At 71.5% G+C, this 17680-nt stretch carries 17 protein-coding genes and 1 tRNA gene; 3 read left to right on the top strand and 15 right to left on the bottom strand.

The features are described from left to right. Positions 1-179 precede the first annotated feature (179 nt). From A6A06_RS17895 to A6A06_RS17850, 10 genes are read right to left on the bottom strand one after another with little or no spacing between them, the layout of a single operon-like run. Positions 180-959: an alpha/beta fold hydrolase gene (locus tag A6A06_RS17895; RefSeq protein WP_073762301.1), complete on the bottom strand. Its 780-nt coding sequence runs from the start codon at positions 957-959 to the stop codon at positions 180-182. Positions 960-971: 12 nt separating this feature from the next. Continuing rightward, positions 972-1916: a class I SAM-dependent methyltransferase gene (locus A6A06_RS17890; protein ID WP_073762300.1), complete on the bottom strand. Its 945-nt coding sequence runs from the start codon at positions 1914-1916 to the stop codon at positions 972-974. Further along, positions 1906-2817 (bottom strand): alpha/beta fold hydrolase, encoded by a 912-nt coding sequence (locus tag A6A06_RS17885; RefSeq protein ID WP_073762299.1) that lies wholly within the window; start codon positions 2815-2817, stop codon positions 1906-1908. The genes A6A06_RS17890 and A6A06_RS17885 overlap by 11 nt, the downstream gene beginning before the upstream one ends. Further along, on the bottom strand, positions 2814-3614 hold the full coding sequence (locus A6A06_RS17880) for a LysR substrate-binding domain-containing protein (protein WP_242440799.1): 801 nt from the start codon (positions 3612-3614) through the stop codon (positions 2814-2816). Before A6A06_RS17880 ends, A6A06_RS17885 begins: the two co-directional genes overlap by 4 nt. After that, positions 3607-4353 carry a DUF6182 family protein gene (locus A6A06_RS17875; protein ID WP_073762297.1) on the bottom strand — a complete coding sequence of 249 codons (747 nt, stop codon included), beginning with the start codon at positions 4351-4353 and terminating at the stop codon, positions 3607-3609. Before A6A06_RS17875 ends, A6A06_RS17880 begins: the two co-directional genes overlap by 8 nt. Further along, positions 4350-5528, bottom strand: coding sequence for a hypothetical protein (locus A6A06_RS17870; protein WP_073762296.1), 1179 nt, complete (start codon positions 5526-5528; stop codon positions 4350-4352). The genes A6A06_RS17875 and A6A06_RS17870 overlap by 4 nt, the downstream gene beginning before the upstream one ends. Next, positions 5525-6982, bottom strand: a complete 1458-nt coding sequence (locus A6A06_RS17865) for an FAD-dependent oxidoreductase (RefSeq protein WP_073762295.1) — start codon at positions 6980-6982, stop codon at positions 5525-5527. The genes A6A06_RS17870 and A6A06_RS17865 overlap by 4 nt, the downstream gene beginning before the upstream one ends. After that, the gene (locus tag A6A06_RS17860) at positions 6979-7836 is read right to left on the bottom strand and encodes a class I SAM-dependent methyltransferase (RefSeq protein WP_073762294.1); all 858 of its coding nucleotides are present in this window, start codon (positions 7834-7836) and stop codon (positions 6979-6981) included. The genes A6A06_RS17865 and A6A06_RS17860 overlap by 4 nt, the downstream gene beginning before the upstream one ends. Before the next feature lie 40 nt (positions 7837-7876). After that, positions 7877-9715 (bottom strand): GH3 auxin-responsive promoter family protein, encoded by a 1839-nt coding sequence (locus tag A6A06_RS17855; protein WP_199930956.1) that lies wholly within the window; start codon positions 9713-9715, stop codon positions 7877-7879. Further along, the gene (locus A6A06_RS17850) at positions 9702-10352 is read right to left on the bottom strand and encodes a hypothetical protein (RefSeq protein WP_073762293.1); all 651 of its coding nucleotides are present in this window, start codon (positions 10350-10352) and stop codon (positions 9702-9704) included. Before A6A06_RS17850 ends, A6A06_RS17855 begins: the two co-directional genes overlap by 14 nt. A gap of 890 nt (positions 10353-11242) precedes the next feature. On the opposite strand from A6A06_RS17850, the gene A6A06_RS17845 reads away from it, so the two are divergent. Next, positions 11243-11315 (top strand) — tRNA-Arg (locus A6A06_RS17845). Between the two features lie 188 nt (positions 11316-11503). Here the strand turns inward: A6A06_RS17845 and A6A06_RS17840 are convergent. The 3 genes from A6A06_RS17840 to A6A06_RS17830 are packed head-to-tail and all read right to left on the bottom strand — an operon-like array spanning position 11504 to position 13474. After that, complete coding sequence (locus A6A06_RS17840; RefSeq protein WP_073762292.1) at positions 11504-11950, bottom strand: arsenate reductase ArsC; 447 nt, start codon at positions 11948-11950, stop codon at positions 11504-11506. Further along, a complete protein-coding gene (gene arsB, locus A6A06_RS17835; RefSeq protein WP_073762291.1) occupies positions 11943-13079 on the bottom strand; it encodes an ACR3 family arsenite efflux transporter in 1137 nt (378 codons plus the stop codon). The genes A6A06_RS17840 and arsB overlap by 8 nt, the downstream gene beginning before the upstream one ends. After that, positions 13076-13474 (bottom strand): ArsR/SmtB family transcription factor, encoded by a 399-nt coding sequence (locus A6A06_RS17830; RefSeq protein WP_073762290.1) that lies wholly within the window; start codon positions 13472-13474, stop codon positions 13076-13078. Before A6A06_RS17830 ends, arsB begins: the two co-directional genes overlap by 4 nt. A 79-nt stretch (positions 13475-13553) precedes the next feature. On the opposite strand from A6A06_RS17830, the gene A6A06_RS17825 reads away from it, so the two are divergent. Continuing rightward, on the top strand, positions 13554-14075 hold the full coding sequence (locus A6A06_RS17825; protein ID WP_199930953.1) for an ArsI/CadI family heavy metal resistance metalloenzyme: 522 nt from the start codon (positions 13554-13556) through the stop codon (positions 14073-14075). Between the two features lie 281 nt (positions 14076-14356). Here the strand turns inward: A6A06_RS17825 and A6A06_RS17820 are convergent, their stop codons facing one another. Beyond that, positions 14357-14641: a hypothetical protein gene (locus tag A6A06_RS17820; RefSeq protein WP_073762289.1), complete on the bottom strand. Its 285-nt coding sequence runs from the start codon at positions 14639-14641 to the stop codon at positions 14357-14359. Between the two features lie 99 nt (positions 14642-14740). Further along, a complete protein-coding gene (locus tag A6A06_RS17815) occupies positions 14741-15415 on the bottom strand; it encodes a DUF4232 domain-containing protein (protein WP_079194101.1) in 675 nt (224 codons plus the stop codon). A gap of 287 nt (positions 15416-15702) precedes the next feature. On the opposite strand from A6A06_RS17815, the gene recQ reads away from it, so the two are divergent. Next, the gene (recQ, locus tag A6A06_RS17810) at positions 15703-17655 is read left to right on the top strand and encodes a DNA helicase RecQ (protein WP_242440800.1); all 1953 of its coding nucleotides are present in this window, start codon (positions 15703-15705) and stop codon (positions 17653-17655) included. The last annotated feature ends 25 nt before the right edge of the window (positions 17656-17680 follow it).

Raw genomic sequence — 17680 nt, 5'->3', positions numbered from 1 at the left:
TCCGAGAAACAGCGCCTAGGAACGGCTTCGGCTCCTGAGCAAGGCCGCTGAACCAGTTGCTCGCCGGGCCCCGGAAGCTGTGGACAGCTTCCGGGGCCCGGGTGCGCCCGGCCCGCGCCCGTCCGCGGGACTGGGACCGGGGCTGGGACAGGGGCTGAGACAGGGGCTGGGGCCGGGACTCACTCCTCGATGAAATCCTTCACCAGACCGCACAGTTCACGCGGCTTCTCGAAGATCGCCAGGTGGCCGCTGTCGATTTCGGCGTAACGGCTCGCGGTGATCGCCCGGTGTGTGGCGCGGGCGTGCTCGACCGGTATCCAGTGATCGTGTGCCGCGCCCACCACGAGCGTGGGCGCAGCGACCGACGCGATCCGGTCGCGCAGGTCCGCGGCGGCGACCAGTTCCATCTGCCGCCGGAGACCGGTCTCCACGGTGATCAGGTCCATGCCTGCCCTGATCCCGTCGGCGCCCACCTCCGACAGGTAGCGGGGCGAGAACACCATCAGGGCGGTGAACTGCGCGTACGCCTCCTCGTCGAGCGTGGCGAGCCGCTGCCACAGGTCCATCTGCACCCGTTGGCGCGGATCGTCACCGCGGTACCAGCCGCAGACCAGGACCAGACGGCGTACGCGGCCGGGGTGGTCCGCCGCGGCAGCCGCCGCGACGACCGCGCCCAGCGAGAAGCCCACCACGTCGAACGGCTCGTCGGTCACGTCGCAGGCGGCCCCGACCACCTGACCGGCCAGCCTGCCGACCGTCAGCGGGCCCTCGCCGACGGGCGTCTTCCCGCTGCCCGAGAAGTCGGGCGTGATGACGGTGTGCCGTCCGGTGAACTCACCCCGCAGCTCCCCGAAGGCCGTCTCCGAGTCCATGCCCGCGGCGTGCACCAGCAGCAGCCCGGGGCCGGTTCCCTCGGCGGTGTAGTGGACCGGTGTGCCGTGAACGGAAACGACCGGCAAGGCGTTCTCCTCTCACAGGCCGGGGTCCGCGCCGGCGGGCGGCCGGGAAGAGGCGTCGTCGGACGGCACGATGCCGACGGCGAGTGCGTTTCCCTCGCTGATGTAGGCGTACGGGGCGTCGAGCGGGTGCTCCGGTCCGTTGGGGTCGGCGAAGGCATCCCACGCTTCCCTCGCGACCACATCCGCAACCGCATTCGCATCTGCCCCTGCCCCCTCGTGCGCAGCCGTGGCCGCGGTCCTGGCCTGGTCGGCCAGTCGCGCGCAGGCCAGGCCGTAGAACTCCCTGGCGGCGGTGCTGAGCGGCGCATGGTGTTCGATCAGCGCCGTCTGCTGCCGGACGTCGCTCAGCCCGGCTTCGCGCAGCCACCGGTGCAGGTCACGGGTCCGCAGCAGCTGTCGCGCGTAGCCGGGCGCCGCCGCGGCGGCGCGGAAGAAGTCGCTGAAGAGGTACGGAGGTGCCGGGCGTGCCGTGATCAGGCTCGCGTCCAGCTCCTTGACGGCGACGATGCCTCCGGCACGTACCACTCGGCGCATTTCGCTCAGCGCGGTCGCGAGTTGGTCGTCGTCCAGATACTGCACGGTGTTGGCGCACCATACGGCGTCGAAGGAGTCGTCGGCGTACGGAAGCCGGAGCGCACTGCCCTGCCGGACGTCGAAGGAGCAGGGCAGGTCCCACTCCTGGGACCGCTGCTCCACCAGAGCCACATGTTCGTCGGCGAGGTCGACGGCCGACAGGTGGCCGCCCTCCCCCGTGATGCGGGCGAGATGCGGCAGGAACTCGCCGCTGCCGCAGCCCACGTCGAGTACGCGCCAGCCGGGCTGGATGCCGGCCCTCACCAGCAGTTCGAGGTAGGGGTCGCGGCAGGCCGCGAAGTGGGCGTCGACGATGGTGTGGTGGGTGAAGCCCAGCCCGGTGGAGGAGGCATAGCCCCAGGCGGCGTGGTCGTCAGTGAGCATGGTGGCTCCCGGGAGTGGCGGGCTCGGGCGGTTCGGTTGATTCGGTCGGCTCGGGCGGATCGGTGGGCTCGGTCACCTGGCCGGCGGGCGTAGCGGGCGTGACCACCGGCGACGGTGCCGGGGCGGCGAACAGGGCGGCGAGCGCCTCGCTGATCACTTCGGGGGCTTCCAGAGGCGGCAGGTGCCCGGCTTCCGGGACGGTCAGCAGGCGCCCTTGGGGCAGCGCCCGTGCCATGGAGCGGGCCTCGGGCAGAGGGACGAGTTCGTCCTCCGCCCCCGCGATCACCAGGGCCGGAATGTCCGTGGACCGCAGCAGGGGCAGGGAGTCGGGGCGGGCGGCGATGGCCCGCTGGGCCCACGCCAGGGATGCCGGGGGCGCCGCGCGGGCGTCGGACAGCAGCCGCGCCACGAGCCCGGAGCGGCCACGGCTGGTCGCGCCGACCAGCAGCGGGGTGGTGGCTTCGACAAGGCCGGGCCCGGTGCCCGGATCGGTGACCAGACGGGCGAACTTCTCCCGGTCGGCTCGTGCGGCGTCCGGGTCCGGTCCGGCCTTGGTGGACAGCAGGGCGAGGGCCCGTACGCGCCCGGGGTGGCGCCGGAGGAAGGCCATCGCCACGTATCCGCCCATCGAACAGCCGGCCAGCCCGAAGCGGTCCACGCCCTGCTCGTCGAGCAGGCGGGCCAGGTCGTCGGCCACCACGTCCAGGGAGGGGGCGGGGTGGGCGTGGGTGTGGGAGGGGGCTCCGGTGCCGCCGAGCGGGGAGCGGCCGAAACCCCTCTGGTCCGGCACGAGGACGTGGTGGCCCCGTCGGCGCAGGGCCGCCGCCTGCGCCGACCACATCGAGGAGTCGAGGGCCAGAGCGTGCAGCAGGACCACGGGCATGGGGCGCGCGGCCGTCATCGGACGGCCTCCGGCGTCGTGCCGGACCCGGCCGCCGCGTCACACCGCGCTCCGGCTTGCACCCCGGCTCGTACATCGGCTTGCGCCCCGGCCTGCGCTCCGGCCTGCGCCTCAGCTTGCGCCCCGGCCTGCGCGTCGGCGACGAACCGTCCGACGTGGTCCGGAAGCTGCCCCTCCGCACGCCAGACCAGGCAGACCGGGGCGGGAGCCAGGTCGTGGACCGGAATGACGATGACACCGGGCGGGGTGACATCGCCGATGGAGCCGACGGACATGTGCACCGCCCGCCCTTCGGCGACCAGCGCCATCAGCTGCCGGGGCGAGAGGAACGGGTGAACGCGCCGGAGCCCGCGACCCGCCGGGGTCACCGGCGGGACGACCTGGTCCCAGATGTACCCGGGCAGTGTTCCCGGCCGGTCGAAGGTTTCGTAATCGGCGATCTCCTCCACGGAAACCGTCTCCCGACGCGCCAAGGGGTGCGCCGTGCTCACGGCCGCCACGCGGGGTTCGCTGGTCAGCACCGTGCTGCAGCGGAGGTCGGGCTCGCGGACGGCGAACTTGCCGATCATCACGTCCAGGCGGCCCGCGCGCAGCTCGGCGAACGGGTCGGCGACGTCGTACTGGATCAGGTCGACATCGGCGGTGTCCCGGCCCGCGGCACGGATGATCAAGTCGGCGACCGCGGTGGAGCCGTGATAGCCGAAGCGGACGCGGCGGGTGGCGGCCGCGCCGGAGCTGTGGCGGCCGGCCCTCCCGATGGCCGCCGAGGGCGGTACGGGCACGTCTGATTCAGACACGGGTGATCTCCTCTGTCAGGGCGGCGTAGGCCCTGAGCCGGTCGGGGCGACAGGCATCCACGCCGATGCGCAGGGACGCGAAGGGGACGGACGCGCCCACCAGACTCGGCAGCTCACGGACCGTCAACTCGTCGCCGGGCGCGATCAGTCCGTCCATGACGGCTTCGACGAGCAGGTGGTTGACGTGGACCAGGTACGCCGAGAGGGCCATACCGGACGTGGCGACGTAGAGGTCCCGGCGTACGGGGTGCCGTGCGTGCGACCCGTGGTCCGGGCCCGCGAGCGGAATCCGTACGGCGGGCCCGATCGGCAGCGCACGCTCACTGTCGAAGCGTTTCAGCAGCCGCCGCAGGGCGGCCGACGCGGAGGCCGGCTCCGGGCCGCGCCAGGCAGCCGACCCGTCCTCGCTGATGTGATCGAAGGCGAACCGTTCCCGCAGCTGGTCCGGGTTCCCGGCCAGGAAGACCGTACGGGTGAACGCCTGCCGCCACCGCACCGCGCGGTCCGGGCTCACCCCGGCCGCGAAGCCGCAGGTGGCGCGCACCCACGCCGCGAGGGAGAAGCGGCGCAGCACGACCACGGCCTGGGTGTCGGAGGACTCCGCCAGGGAGGCGATCTCCGACTGGGCCGCCAGGAGGCCGTCCGCGTCCTCCAGGTCGAACTTCGCGGCCAGCGCGGGGTGGGCGGCCCGGACGCGCTCCGCGGCCCGGCTCCGTAACAGGCTCTGCGAGAGCGTCATGTGAACACCGCCGTCGCCAGTTCGGACACCGGAACCCTGCGCCGCCTGGCGAGCAGACCCGACGTGAGCCGGTACGGATCGACGTGGAGGTGGTCGCGGCCCCGGTGCCCGGCCAGGGCGTCGGCGACCGCCGCGGCGGCCTCCGCGGGCGTGCCGTACCCGGCGGGCCCCCGGTCCAGCAGCCGCCGCGCCCGGTCCAGACAGCCGCGCAGCAGGTCGTCCCGGAAGGACTGGCGCTGCCCCGGGCCGAGGGTCGCGATGAAGTACAGCCGTACGCCGAGGCTGGTCACCGCCCGGTCGTGTTCCGTGGCGATGCCGTCGATCAGGTCGGCGACGGTGTGGCCACGCCATTCGCCGTGCCGGGAGGAACGTATCCGGCCGTCGATGGGCACCCGGCCGAGGGCGACGCGGTGGACGTCGGGTCCGGCGGACGACAGCACCCGTTGCAGGAGCTGGTAGTCGGGGTCCAGGTCCTGGTCGAAGAGCAGCACCACCTCGTCGTACTCCGGGGCGAGGGGGAGCAGTTCGCGGAGCGCGCAGGCCAGGTAGTTGGGCTGCCCGTCGGCCGAGACGATCTGCCGCAACGGCATGCCGTACCGGGTCGCGTCCAGGTAGACCGGGCCGCCGTCGGGGCGCAGGTCGAGGCAGAACCCCAGGCCGTCCAGGCGCGTGAGTGCTTGGTCCAGGCCGAAGGCGGGCGGCTGGTGGCGGTCGAGACCGGGGTCGTGCAGCCCGAGTGCGGCGTACTGCGACGTCCAGTGCTCCAGAATCCGTACGGCGGCGGGGTGGGTCCAGCCGTGGTGTTCGACGGCTTCGCGGTAGGGCCGCAGGGCGTCCGGTGTCACCGGGCCGCCCTCGGCGCGGTAGCGGACGTAGAGCTCACCGATGGCGTTCTCGGACAGGCCGGAGTAGTCGATGTCGCCCTGGACGCGGTCGAGGTACTCCCAGAATCCGGCCGTCTGCTCGGTGCAGTCATACGTCGTGTGGCTGTAGCGGTACGTCACATCGGCGAGGTGCGAGGTGGCCCGGTACATGACATCGGTCCACAGCAGGCCCTTGAGGTGGCTGTGCGTCAAGGGCTTGCAGGGGGTGACGGTGACCGGGGCCAGCAGCACCCGGCGCCGCCCGGTGCCGGGCCCGGCACCGGCGGCCGGCTCCGTGGTGAGCAGGCTCATCTCCGCGCCCCCCGGCCGGCGGCGACGGCCCGTACGACGCGCAGCAACTCGGCCCGGCTGGGCGGGGGTTCCTCCGTATCGCGGTACGAAGCGTCGGCCTGCTGGACCCGCAGCACGATCTTCTCGTCACCGAGGGCCTCGGCCGGGGTGCTCAGCCCCATGAGGACGCGCTCCAACGCCCGCCACACCACACCGTCCGTACGGGCCGCGACCACCACGTCCGCCATGCTCGGCTGCCCGGTGGCGGCGGGCCGGGCGGGCAGCGGGGTGCCGTTCACGGCGGCCCGCCACTGGGCGATGCGGGCCCGGTCGCTCTCCGCGGCATGCCGGAACCACGGCTGGTACAGCCGCTCGGCGGCACGGGCCGCGGCGCGGCTCTGGGCCACTCCGGGTTCCGGGATCTCCGTGAGCAGGTCCGCGAGCTGGAAGGCGTGGGTGAGCGCGAGCGAGATACCGCGTCCGAACAGCGGGTTGGTGACGCAGGCCGCGTCGCCCACCGCGAACAGCCCGGCGACCGGCCGCTGCCGGGTGCTCGCCGAACCCCGCAGGGTGTTGGGGGGACAGGTGATCGCGTGTACGGGCGAGACCGGCTCGCTGACCCCGTCGGCGAGCCAGGGAGCAAGGCCGGGGGTCGCGCGGGACACGGCGTCGAACGTCTCCGGCTCGCGCAGCGCACTCAGCTCGCGGTCCCCCGGCAGCGCTCCCACGCAGACGGAGAAGATGTCGTTGTCCTCGGGGTGCAGCACACCGGCGTAGTGGCCCCAGATGTTGCCCACCGCGTGGCCCCGGTTCAACGGGGTCGGCAGCTCCCGGGACGTGAGCCGGTAGAAGCGGGTGTAGGCGCTGACACCCGAAGGGGCGTGCACGTCGTCCGCCAGCGGGACCCCGGCGGCGGCCAGCCAGGCCCGGGACTCCGACCGGCGGCCCGTGGCGTCGACCACGGCATCGGCCGTCAGACGGGAACCGTCCTCGGTCACCACACCGCGGACCCGGTCGCTCCCGGCGTCCGTCATCAGCCCGGCGACCTTGGTCCCGTAGGAGATCCGTACCTCCGGCAGTTCCCGTACGAACCGGTGGAGGACGAGTTCCAGGACCGTACGGCGGCAGGCCAGAGCGACCAGCTCGTCGTCGCCGACCGCTCCGGCGCGGTCCTCGACACCGGGCGGCAGGGCGTTGACCAGGTGGAAGATGCGGGCACCGGCGGCGATCAGGGCATCGAGGACCTTGGGGGCCCGTTCCCGCAGGGTCCGTACGCCGAGCGAGGTCAGGGTGTGCGCCTGCACCACCTGCGGGGCGGTCGGTCTGGGCCACAGGTGGGCCGCCTTGGCCAGCGGGCCGTCGGGGGGAGGTGCCCCGCGCTCCAGCACGTGCACCCGGTAACCGGCGCCGCTCAGCGCGAGAGCGGCGCCCAGACCGGCGATGCTGCCGCCGACAACGACGGCCTGAGGGCTCATCGCCGCCGTCCGTGGACGAAGAACACCCGGCGCACGTCGCGCTCGGTACGCGGCGGCACCGGGTCGGGCCACCGCCCGTAGTCGGCGCCCGGCTCCCCGGGCTGCACCGCCTCCGCGGTGAAGCCGTACGTGTCGAACAGCGCCTCGGGCTCCTCCGTACCGAAGAGCCACGGACAGCCCCAGCCCTCGAACACGTCGAGCAGACCGCGCATATGGGGCAGGGTCAAGGCAGCGCTGTTGACGATGTCGGCGGCGATCCGGCTGCCCGGCGCGGTGATGGCGCCGACGCGCTCCAGGATGCGGTGGGTGTCCTCCTCGGCGATGTAGTAGAGCAGCCCTTCCAGCAGCCAGGTGGAGGGGCGGGCCGGGTCGTACCCGGCCGCCTCCAGGTCGCTCTCCCAGTCCGGGGAGGTCAGGTCGACGGCGACGGTGCGGTGGTCGACACGCGGCCGGGCGTCACCGAGGCGGCTCTTCTTGAAATCGACGACGGCGGGGCGGTCGACCTCGAAGTAGCGGATCCGGTCGGGCCAGCCGAGGCGGTACGCCCGGGAGTCCATGCCCGCGGGCGCCAGCACGATCTGGGTGGTCTCCGGGTCCCGGGCCGCTTCCTGGAGGTAGTCGTCGAAGAAGCGCGTGCGGATGGCGTTGTAGTCGGGGGTGCTGGGAAGGGTGCGTTCGGCGTCCTTCGGGAAGGTGGCGGCCCGCACCTCGGCGAGCAGCTCGGGCCCGATGCCGCCGGCCAGGGCCTCCGCGAAGGGGTCGTGGTACAGCCGGTCCGGGCGGCGGCTCTCCGCCGCCCGCAGTGCGGCGGTGAGCAGGGCCGTACGCTCCACGGCATCGAGCGACTCGGTCATTCCTTGTCTCCTTCTCCGTACGCGGCGGTCGCCGGCCTGGTCATGCGTTGTCTCCGTGCGTGTGCGCGTACCCGTGCGCGTGCCCGTGCGCGGCGGATGCCGCCGTGTCTCCCGCTCCGGGCTCGGGCCTGTCTCCCGCTCCGGGCTCGGGGGTGGCCGCCGTGTCTTCTTCTCCGGGCTCGGGGGTGGCCGGTCCGGTGAGCCGGTCCCACATGGCGGGGTCCTGGCGGAACATGCGGTCCTTCACCTGGGTGGGGCGCACGCCCTTCGCGACGCTCTCCAGCCAGTCCCGCGCGAACGCGTCGGCGTCGAGCGTCCGTACCGTCAGCGCGTCGAGGCGCCCTGCGGCCCTGGCGGAGCGGTAGCCGGAGGACTCCCGGCCGAGCGCGGCGTCCAGCGCCGTGGCGAAACGTTCCTTCTCCTCCTGGCTCCACCGCGCACCGCCGGCCACGGCGAAGGTGTACCGGGGTACGGCACCGCCCTCGGACGCCACACGGCAGGCGGCGTTGCGCAGCTCCAGGCCCGTGGTGCCGCCCGCGGCCGACAGCGCCCGGATCACCTGCGCGTCGCGCAGCCGCTCCCCCGCCGCGTCGGAACGGGTGTTGCGGCCCCCGTACTCCAGGCGGGGCACACCCCGGTCGTGGTCGACGACACGGACGACGTCCCCCACCGCATAGCGGTACATCCCACCGATGTGACTGAAGACGACGTGGTAGTCACGGCCCTCCTCCAGCTCGCCCGGCCCCACCGTCGGGGTGTCCGGGGTCAGATCGGCCTCGGCGTCCGCGAATTCGTACACGGCGGCGGTCGCCACCAGGTGTCCGCCCGAAGCGTGCCGGTCCAGCGCCACGCCGACGGGCCCCTCCGAAGCGGCGACCGGCGCCGGCAGGAGACTCACTCCCGGCCCGAAGTCCTCGCGCAGCCGCGGCAGGTAGAGCGACGCCACTCCGGTCGTCCAGCAGAAGATGGCACGCATGTTGGGCCAGATGTGAGCCGGTCGCACGGTGCCGAAGTAGTCGGTCAGCTGCTCCAGCCGGGCCGCCCGCTCCGGCGCGCCCGGCCCGTACGGGTGCCCGCCCAGCGTCCCGTCGCGGACCTCCTTGACGATCCGCGGCCACCACAGGTTCAGCTGGTACGGAACGGCCGCGACCATCGCCGGGTTGATGCCGATGACGCACCGCACATCGCTCTCCACGGCCAGCCGCAGCCGCAGATACATCTTCTCCACGTGCTCGCCCGCTTCGACCGGCACCGGCAGAACGCCCCACGGCGCCGCCGTGCCGGGCTCCGCCGACAGCGGTTCGCCGAACCGGGTCCCGAAGTCGACCTGGCTGGCGCCGACGTGCGGGTCGCCGGACGCCGTGGTCGGCGGGGCCGCCAGCGGGTCGTGCTTGAGGTTGAGGACCGCGTCCGGGCGGGTGAGAACGTCGGGGAAGTGCTCGGCGAGCGGCGCCCAGGCCGCGTAGTAGAAGGGGAAGAAGGTGGTGCGCATGAAGGACGGGGTGACCGGGATCTTCTTGTGCGCACCGGTACTGCCGCTGCTGGTGAAGTACACGGCAGGCCGGTCGGCGGTCAGCACCCCTTCCTCGCCCGCGGCCATCCGCTCGATCCACGGCTCGTGCGCCGCGTAGTCCTGGATGGGTACGGCCTTACGGAAGTCGTCCAGGGAACGGATGCGGCCGAAGCCGTGGCGGCGCCCGAAGGCCGTATCGGCGTTGAACTCCAGCAGCCCGCGCAGCACCTCCTGCTGAGCCGCCTCCACATCCGCGAAGGAGTCGATCAGCCGCGCCCGTTCCGCGAAGACCCGCTCACGGTAGCGCCGCAGCCGCTCCCCGCCGCCGAGTTGCCCGACGGTGCCTGTGGTCTCAGTTGACGTCATCATGCAGCGCCTTTCGTACGGCGCCGACGGTCTGGGCGACGCCGTCCTGTTCGTGGACCACGTTCACCGGGAGGTGCGCGATCTCCTGAAGCAATGCGTGGTGCAAGTCGCTCTGATAGCTCTCGAAAGCCTCGGGCCCGGCCCGGTCCCCGTAGTACTCCCAGTCGTTGGCCTCAGCTCCCTCACCGCTGCGCAGCCAGGCCGTACGCGGAGAAACGTCGAGGTAGACCACGCTGCGCGGCTGGGGAAAGGAACGCCACCACGCGTAGAGGGGGGAGTCGTCCAGGCCCGCGAGCCGGCACTTCGCCAGGATCTTGTAGTAGTAGGAATCCACCAGCACCGGACGCCCCCGGGGAGCACGCAGCACCTGGTCACGCAGGTGCACCACGGCGGTCTGCATGACCGTGGCCATGAAGTCCAGGGAGTAGGCCGTGCCCAGTGCGGTGGTCACGTCGGTGAACAGGTCCCGCCGCAGCCGGCGGATCAAGGAATGCTCCGGCGCCAGCAGAGCACCGTCCGCGGACACCAGACACCGCGACGGATCGGCCTCCGCAAGCGCGTGCACCACGGAGGACTTGCCCGCGTGGTCGGGCCCCAGCAGGACATCGAATAACGGCGGTTCTGTCGGCTTGCGCATCTCTTCTCCCCCTCAGGCTGATGTCAGGCCAGTAACCCCTGCACCAACCGGATCAGTTCGGCATGCCTTGCGAAGACGACCACGCGACCAAGACCCCACGCGACGTACGCATCACCTCCACCACGAACCTCGCGGCGGCACGCGCGGCCATATCCGGCGGGAGCGGCCATATCCGGCGGGAGCGGGCTGTTTCCACGGCGCGCGGGGGCCGGGGGCCGTTGGCTGGGCCGGGGCCGTGGGCCGGGCGCTGGAACGCGGGCAGCGGACGACCCGGACGCCGGACGCCGGACGCGAGCAGACGAAGGCCCAAACGCCGGACGCCGGACGCGGGCAGGCGGGCGCGGGTGGGACGCGGACAGGTGGGAACGGAGGACCGGGCAGGTGATCGCGGACAGCCCGTAACCGATGCCCGAACGCCGCTCGCTCGCGGACAGCCCGTACCGGATACCCGGGCGCCGGTCGAGACCGAACTGCCGGAGCCTTCCCGCCTCGTCCCTGACTCCGGTCATGGCCACCTTGATCCCTTCATCTCCCGAGGATGGCAGGAAGAGAAGTGGCAAAATCACCAGTCTACTGAGCCCCCCCAACCACACCTTCACCAGGTCCACCTACCGGCACCCCACCCCACCAAGATCCACCACCCCGACAGCCACACCCCGCCCCCAGACACCCCCCACCCCACCAAAAAAATCACACTAACGACAAACCCACCCAAACCCCCACCGCGATCACCCCCACCCTGCCCCTCCCGCAACCACCACAAAACCCGCAGGTCAGGCCCCTAAACTCATCCCCCCGCCCATTCCCCCCAGCAAGCGACCCTCGAACCACGCCGATCCGTTACCCTGTCCTTGGTCGGCCGACAGCACACTTAGCTGTCAGCTCCAAGCGCCTCCGTAGCTCAGGGGATAGAGCACCGCTCTCCTAAAGCGGGTGTCGCAGGTTCGAATCCTGCCGGGGGCACAGCGCATAAAGCCGCTGACCTGGGGTTTCTCCCCAGGGAGGCGATCTATTCGGCCCCGGACTCCTCGTCCGGGGCCGTTTGCGTGAGGGGGCGTGAGGGGGCGTGTAGTGCGGGTTCGGGTCGGGGCTCCCGGGTCGTGAGTGGGGTGCTGTCTGTCTCGGCTGTTGCGGCGGTGTGGTGGTGAGGTTCAGCGGTGGTGCGTTCGTCTGGTGGGGTTGATGTTGAAGTCGGTCAGTAGGGCGCGCACTTGGTGTTCGATGGCGTTGCGGATCGGGCGGATGGCTGCGAGGTCTTGGCCGGCCGGATCGTCGAGTTGCCAGTCCAGGTACCGCTTGCCGGGGAAGTACGGGCAGGCGTCGCCGCAGCCCATGGTGACGACCGCGTCGGAGAGGCGGACCGCCTCGGTGGTGAGTGCCTTCGGCGTCTCGGTGGAGAGGTCGATGCCGACCTCGTGCATCGCCTCCACGACGGCAGGGTTGACGGCGTCGGCAGGTGCGGAGCCCGCGGAGCTGACCTCGACGTGGTCGCCGCCGAGGTGGGAGAGGAAGGCTGCGGCCATCTGGGAACGTCCGGCGTTGTGGACGCAGACGAACAGTACCGACGGCCTGTGGGCGGGGTCAGGGGTCTCAGACACGGGTGGTCCCTTCCGGGGCGACGGCTGGTTCGGTCACTGGAGGGGGGTCGGGGAAGTGGCGGCGGGTGGCGAGGGCGACGTACACCAGGGCGATCAGGACGGGGACTTCGATGAGGGGGCCGACGACGCCGGCGAGGGCCTGGCCGCTGGTGGCGCCGAAGGTGGCGATGGCGACCGCGATGGCCAGTTCGAAATTGTTGCCCGCCGCGGTGAAGGCGAGCGTGGTGGCGCGCGAGTAGTCCAGCCCGACCGCGCGCCCCAGGGCCATGGATCCGGCCCACATGAGCGCGAAGTACACCAGCAGCGGCAGGGCGATGCGGGCCACGTCCAGCGGCCGGGAGGTGATGGCGTCGCCCTGGAGGGCGAAGAGCAGCACGATGGTGAACAGCAGCCCGTACAGGGCGAAGGGCCCGATCCGGGGGACCAGCTCGGTCTCGTACCAGGTGCGGCCCTTGGCCTTTTCGCCCAGGCGGCGGGTGAGGAACCCGGCGGCGAGCGGAACGCCGAGGAAGATCAGCACCGAGCGGGCGATCTCCCACACCGACACGTCCAGCACGGTCTGCTCCAGGCCGAGCCAGCCCGGCAGGACGGACAGGTAGAACCAGCCCAGCAGGCTGAACGCCAGGACCTGGAAGACGGAGTTGAGGGCGACCAGGACGGCGGCGGCCTCGCGGTCGCCGCAGGCCAGGTCGTTCCAGATGATGACCATGGCGATGCAGCGGGCCAGCCCGACGATGATCAGTCCGGTGCGGTACGCGGGCAGGTCCGGCAGGAAGAGCCAGGCGAGGGCGAACATCAGGGCCGGCCCGACCAGCCAGTTCAGCACCAGCGAGGGGATGAGCAGGCGGCGGTCGCGGGTGACGGTGCCCAGGCGGTCGTAGCGGACCTTGGCCAGCACCGGGTACATCATCACCAGCAGTCCCAGCGCGATCGGCAGCGAGACCCCGGTGACGGTGACCTTCGCCAGTACGTCTCCCAAGCCGGGCACGAGACGGCCCAGGCCGAGGCCGGCGGCCATCGCGGCGAGGATCCACACCGCCAGCCAGCGGTCGGTGAACGACAGCCGGGACGCCACCGGCGCCGTGTCGGAGGCGGGGTTCGGGGTGGGGGTGGGTACGGGGGCGCTCATGCGTCGGTCCGGCAGGCGGAGGCGGGCAGCGGGTCGCCGGCGGGGCGGGTGAGGATGCCCGCGAGGCGGTCGGTCATCTGCGGTACGAGCCAGTAGTAGACCCAGGTGCCCCGGCGCTCGCAGTCGATCAGCCCGGCCTGCCGCAGCAGCTTCAGGTGGTGGGAGATCGTCGGCTGGGACAGGTCGAAGGCCGGGGTCAGGTCGCATACGCACACCTCGCCCCCGGCGCGGGAGGCGATCAGCGACAGCAGTCGCAGCCGCACCGGGTCCCCCAGCGCCTTGAACACCTTGGCCAGCTCCACGGCCTGATCCTCGTCCAGCGGCGCGGTCAGCAGTGCCGGGCAGCACACCGCGAGGCCGTCCTGCTCGAAGACCTCGATCTTCTGATTCGACATACTTCTATGTTGACAGGCTTCGATACAGGGCGCAAGCTTGCATTGACAGGAATCGATACAGACTGTTGGGAGGTTCGCCATGTCGCGTGTACAGCTCGCCCTGCGCGTCCCTGACCTGGAGGCGTCCATCGCCTTCTACTCCAAGCTCTTCGACACCGAACCAGCCAAGCGCCGCCCCGGCTACGCCAACTTCGCCATCGCCGAGCCGCCGCTGAAGCTCGTACTCCTCGAAGGCCAGGACACCGAAACCGGCACCGGCACCGGCACCGGCACCACCGAGACCCGGCTCGACCACCTCGGCGTCGAGGTCGAGGCCACCGACCAGGTCACCGCCGCCACCTCCCGCCTCAAGGACGCGGGCCTGGCCACCTTCGAGGAGAACGACACCTCCTGCTGCTACGCACTGCAGGACAAGGTCTGGGTGACCGGTCCCGGCAAGGAGCCCTGGGAGGTCTATGTCGTCAAGGCCGATGCCGAAACGCTCGGCAAGAGCGCCGATGGCGCCCCCGCCGGAACCGGCGGCTGCTGCACCGCCACGGTCGGCGCCGCCGAGGTCCCGGAAGGCATAGCCGTGGAAGCCGGCTGCGCCTGCGGCAGCTGACTGCGCAGCGCAGGGAGAAGGGACCGGGGAATGGGGGGCTCCGGCGACGCGTCGGGGCCCGCTCCATACCGGTGGACAGGAGGAGGCGGACAAGGGGAGGTGGACAGGGGGAGCAGTCGCAGCCGGGAGCCGGGGTGGCAGCCGGATGCGGGAGGCCCCGGGTGCGTCGGCCGGGGCAGCGGGGTCGGCTGGGTCGGCGGGGCAGGCAGGGCAGGAGCCTCGCGCAGGGCGAGCAGGGGGTGGCTCCAGTTCGGGGCAGGGCGAGAGGGACGAGGGGACGGCTATGAAGAGCGGGTGCGGCCTCTTCGGGGGCGTTGGGAGCGGGGGGTCGAGCAGCGCGGGCACCAGTAGCCGTCGCCCTGGCAGTACGTCCATCCCATGTCGGCGATGAGCGGCGCGGCCGTCTTGGCGCTGTGGAGGAGGTGGCCGAAGAGGTCCGTCTCGATGTCCGGCGGCCGATCGGGGACGACCAGGTCGAGGACGGCGCGGGCGTCGCAGCCCAAGCGGTCGCACATGAGGAAGAAGCGCACGGGGCCCGGCGGCTCGCCGGCGGTCGTGAGACTCATGCGCTCACTTTGGTGGATGGCGGGGGCGGGGGCGGGAGATTCGGGGTAACCCGCCCCCGATGGTTGGCACTTGAGTGCCATGGGGCGTTATCGAAGAGGTCAGGTGGGGGTGGGGCGCCACCATGTCGTGGTCGGGGACCAGACGCGGATTCCGGTGGGCGGGGCGCCGATGGACGCGGCGTCGAAGCGGTGGCCGTGGTGAGACGGGTCGGCGGCGACGGTGATGAAGTCGACGGTACGGGTGGGCGGGGCGGGCCGGCCGGTGACGGTGTGGACCGTGGCGTACGCGGTGGATCCGGGCGCGAGACGGTACGGAGCGCTCTCGGTGGGCGGGTCGGGTTCGGCGGCGCCGTCCAGGTCGCCGAAGGTGACGGTCGGGACGCGGTCGACGATGCAGGGTTTTGCGGTGCGGTTGGTGACGCTGATGCTCAGGGTGTCGGGACGCTGGGGTGTGTGGGCGGCGGATGCCTTGATCTTCAGGGCGGATTCGGGGCAGAGGGGGGTGGTGGAGGGGTTTGTGGAGTGGGAGGTGGAGGGGGTGGAGGGGTTTGTAGTGCTCGTGGTGGGAGTGCTTGCTGAGGCGGTGGGGGCGAGGGGGAAAGCGGTGATGGAAAGGGTTGCCAGTGCGGCTGTGATGGTTGTGAGGAGGGTGGGGGTGAGGGCGGTTACGGCCGGGCGGCGGGAGCGGGTGCGAATGCGGAAGCGGGTGCGGGACTGGAGGTGGGGGGATTGGTGGGGGCTGTGGTGGTGGCGGGTGGTGTTGTAGGGGCTCATGTGGGTCTCCGTCCTGTTGGAGGGGTTGGCAGCGGAGAGGGCCCGGGGGAAGGGAGGTGAGGGGGCGAGGTGTGGTGTTCGTGGGGGTGATTTGTGATGTTTCTCGTCGTTCGGTGAGACGACCGGGCGGTGGTTTTCGTTGTACGGCGGTGTCGTACGCGGCGATTCGGGGCTGCGTGGGGCCGTACGGGGAGTAGCAGAGGGGGACGGTCCGGCGGGGAGTTATCCACAGGGCTGAGCGCGGGTGGCGGGGTAGCTCGTACGCTGCTGGTATGAGCGAGGTGGAGATGGCTTCCGGTGCCGGGGAAACCGAGGACGACGCCAGTGGCGCGGTGGGCGTGCTGCAGCGGGTATTCGGGTACGACGCGTTCCGCGGGGAACAGCAGTCGATCATTGAACATGTCATAACGGGCGGCGACGCGGTCGTGCTCATGCCGACCGGCGGCGGAAAATCTCTGTGCTACCAGATTCCGGCACTGGTGCGGCCCGGCGTCGGAGTGGTCGTCTCGCCGCTGATCGCGCTGATGCAGGACCAGGTCGACGCGCTGCGGGCGGTGGGGGTCCGGGCCGGATTCCTCAACTCCACGCAGGACTTCGACGAGCGGCGGCTGGTGGAGGCCGAGTTCCTCTCGGGGGAGCTCGACCTGCTGTATCTGGCGCCGGAGCGGCTGCGGGTGGAGCAGACGCTGAGCCTGCTGGACCGGGGCAAGATCTCGCTCTTCGCCATCGACGAGGCCCACTGTGTCGCGCAGTGGGGCCACGACTTCCGGCCGGACTACCTCGCCCTGTCGATGCTCCGGGAGCGGTGGCCGGACGTCCCGCGGATGGCTCTGACGGCGACGGCGACCGAGGCCACGCACCAGGAGATCAGCTCACGGCTGGGCATGGAGAAGGCCCGGCATTTCGTATCCAGCTTCGACCGGCCGAACATTCAGTACCGGATCGCCGGAAAAAGCGATCCGAAGAAGCAGCTGCTGGAATTGCTGCGGACCGAGCACGCCGGTGACGCCGGCATCGTGTACTGCCTCTCGCGGGCGTCGGTGGAAAAGACCGCAGAATTCCTGGTGCAGAACGGGATTACGGCGCTTCCCTATCACGCGGGGCTGGAAGCGCGGACCCGCGCGGATCACCAGGCCCGGTTCCTGCGGGAGGACGGAGTGGTGGTCGTCGCCACCATCGCGTTCGGGATGGGTATCGACAAGCCCGACGTACGGTTCGTGGCCCACCTGGACCTGCCGAAATCGGTGGAGGGCTACTACCAGGAAACGGGACGCGCGGGGCGGGACGGCCAGCCGTCCACGGCGTGGCTGGCGTACGGGCTGCAGGACGTCGTCCAGCAGCGGAAGATGATCGACGGCTCGGACGGGGACGACGCCCACCGGCGGCGGCTGACAGCCCACCTCGACGCGATGCTGGCGCTGTGCGAGACCGTGGAGTGCCGACGGGTACGGCTGCTCGCCTACTTCGGACAGGAGAGCAGCGCGTGCGGCAACTGCGACACGTGCCTGACGCCGCCGCAGACCTGGGACGGCACGGTCGCCGCGCAGAAGCTGCTCTCCACGGTGGTGCGGCTGCAGCGGGAGCGGGGGCAGAAGTTCGGCGCCGGGCAGATCATCGACATCCTGATGGGGCGGAAGACCGCGAAGGTCATCCAGTTCGATCATGACGGGCTCAGCGTCTTCGGTATCGGGGAGGACCTGCGCGAGGCCGAATGGCGGGGCGTGGTCCGGCAGTTGCTCGCGCAACGGCTTCTTGCGGTGGAGGGGGACTACGGCACGCTGGTGCTCACCGGAGCCAGTGGTGAGGTGCTGCGGGGGCAGCGCGAGGTGTCGATGCGGCGCGAGCCGGAGAAGGCCGTGAAGGCCAAGGCCGTGAAGTCGGCCAAGGGGAAGCGTGCGGTTCCGGTGGACCTCCCCGAGGAGGCGGTACCGGTGTTCGAGGAGCTGCGGGCCTGGCGGGGGCGTACAGCCAAGGAGCAGGGCGTACCGGCGTACGTGATCTTCCACGACGCGACGTTGCGGGAGATCGCCACGGCGCGACCGTCGAGTGTGCACGAGCTCGGTTCCGTGAGCGGAGTGGGCGAGAACAAGCTGGCGAAGTACGGCGAGCAGATCCTGGCCGTGCTGTCGGGCCAGGCAACGCCGGTGCCCGCGCCGGCGTCGCCGTCGCCGTCGGCCGGAAGCATGGCGCAGGAGGACGACGAGCTGGACTGGGGGGAGCCGCCGTTCGAGGAGGAGTGAGGGGCCGGGGGCAGCCCACACGGCG

This window comes from Streptomyces sp. CB02923 (assembly GCF_001905005.1).
GTDB lineage: Bacteria > Actinomycetota > Actinomycetes > Streptomycetales > Streptomycetaceae > Streptomyces.
The sequence above is the reverse complement of the archived record's forward strand: the minus strand, read 5'-3'. Positions and strand labels throughout refer to the sequence as shown.

Bases quoted from the DNA above. Each gene is read 5' to 3' on its own strand.
- arsB (WP_073762291.1), bottom strand. From the start codon at position 13,079: ATGAGCGCCCCCGTACCCACCCCCACCCCGAACCCCGCCTCCGACACG.
- A6A06_RS17860 (WP_073762294.1), bottom strand. From the start codon at position 7,836: ATGACCGAGTCGCTCGATGCCGTGGAGCGTACGGCCCTGCTCACCGCC.
- A6A06_RS17855 (WP_199930956.1), bottom strand. From the start codon at position 9,715: ATGACGTCAACTGAGACCACAGGCACCGTCGGGCAACTCGGCGGCGGG.
- A6A06_RS17870 (WP_073762296.1), bottom strand. From the start codon at position 5,528: ATGAGCCTGCTCACCACGGAGCCGGCCGCCGGTGCCGGGCCCGGCACC.
- A6A06_RS17885 (WP_073762299.1), bottom strand. From the start codon at position 2,817: ATGACGGCCGCGCGCCCCATGCCCGTGGTCCTGCTGCACGCTCTGGCC.
- A6A06_RS17820 (WP_073762289.1), bottom strand. From the start codon at position 14,641: ATGAGTCTCACGACCGCCGGCGAGCCGCCGGGCCCCGTGCGCTTCTTC.
- A6A06_RS17825 (WP_199930953.1), top strand. From the start codon at position 13,554: ATGTCGCGTGTACAGCTCGCCCTGCGCGTCCCTGACCTGGAGGCGTCC.
- A6A06_RS17865 (WP_073762295.1), bottom strand. From the start codon at position 6,982: ATGAGCCCTCAGGCCGTCGTTGTCGGCGGCAGCATCGCCGGTCTGGGC.
- recQ (WP_242440800.1), top strand. From the start codon at position 15,703: ATGGCTTCCGGTGCCGGGGAAACCGAGGACGACGCCAGTGGCGCGGTG.
- A6A06_RS17815 (WP_079194101.1), bottom strand. From the start codon at position 15,415: ATGAGCCCCTACAACACCACCCGCCACCACCACAGCCCCCACCAATCC.
- A6A06_RS17830 (WP_073762290.1), bottom strand. From the start codon at position 13,474: ATGTCGAATCAGAAGATCGAGGTCTTCGAGCAGGACGGCCTCGCGGTG.
- A6A06_RS17875 (WP_073762297.1), bottom strand. From the start codon at position 4,353: ATGACGCTCTCGCAGAGCCTGTTACGGAGCCGGGCCGCGGAGCGCGTC.
- A6A06_RS17890 (WP_073762300.1), bottom strand. From the start codon at position 1,916: ATGCTCACTGACGACCACGCCGCCTGGGGCTATGCCTCCTCCACCGGG.
- A6A06_RS17850 (WP_073762293.1), bottom strand. From the start codon at position 10,352: ATGCGCAAGCCGACAGAACCGCCGTTATTCGATGTCCTGCTGGGGCCC.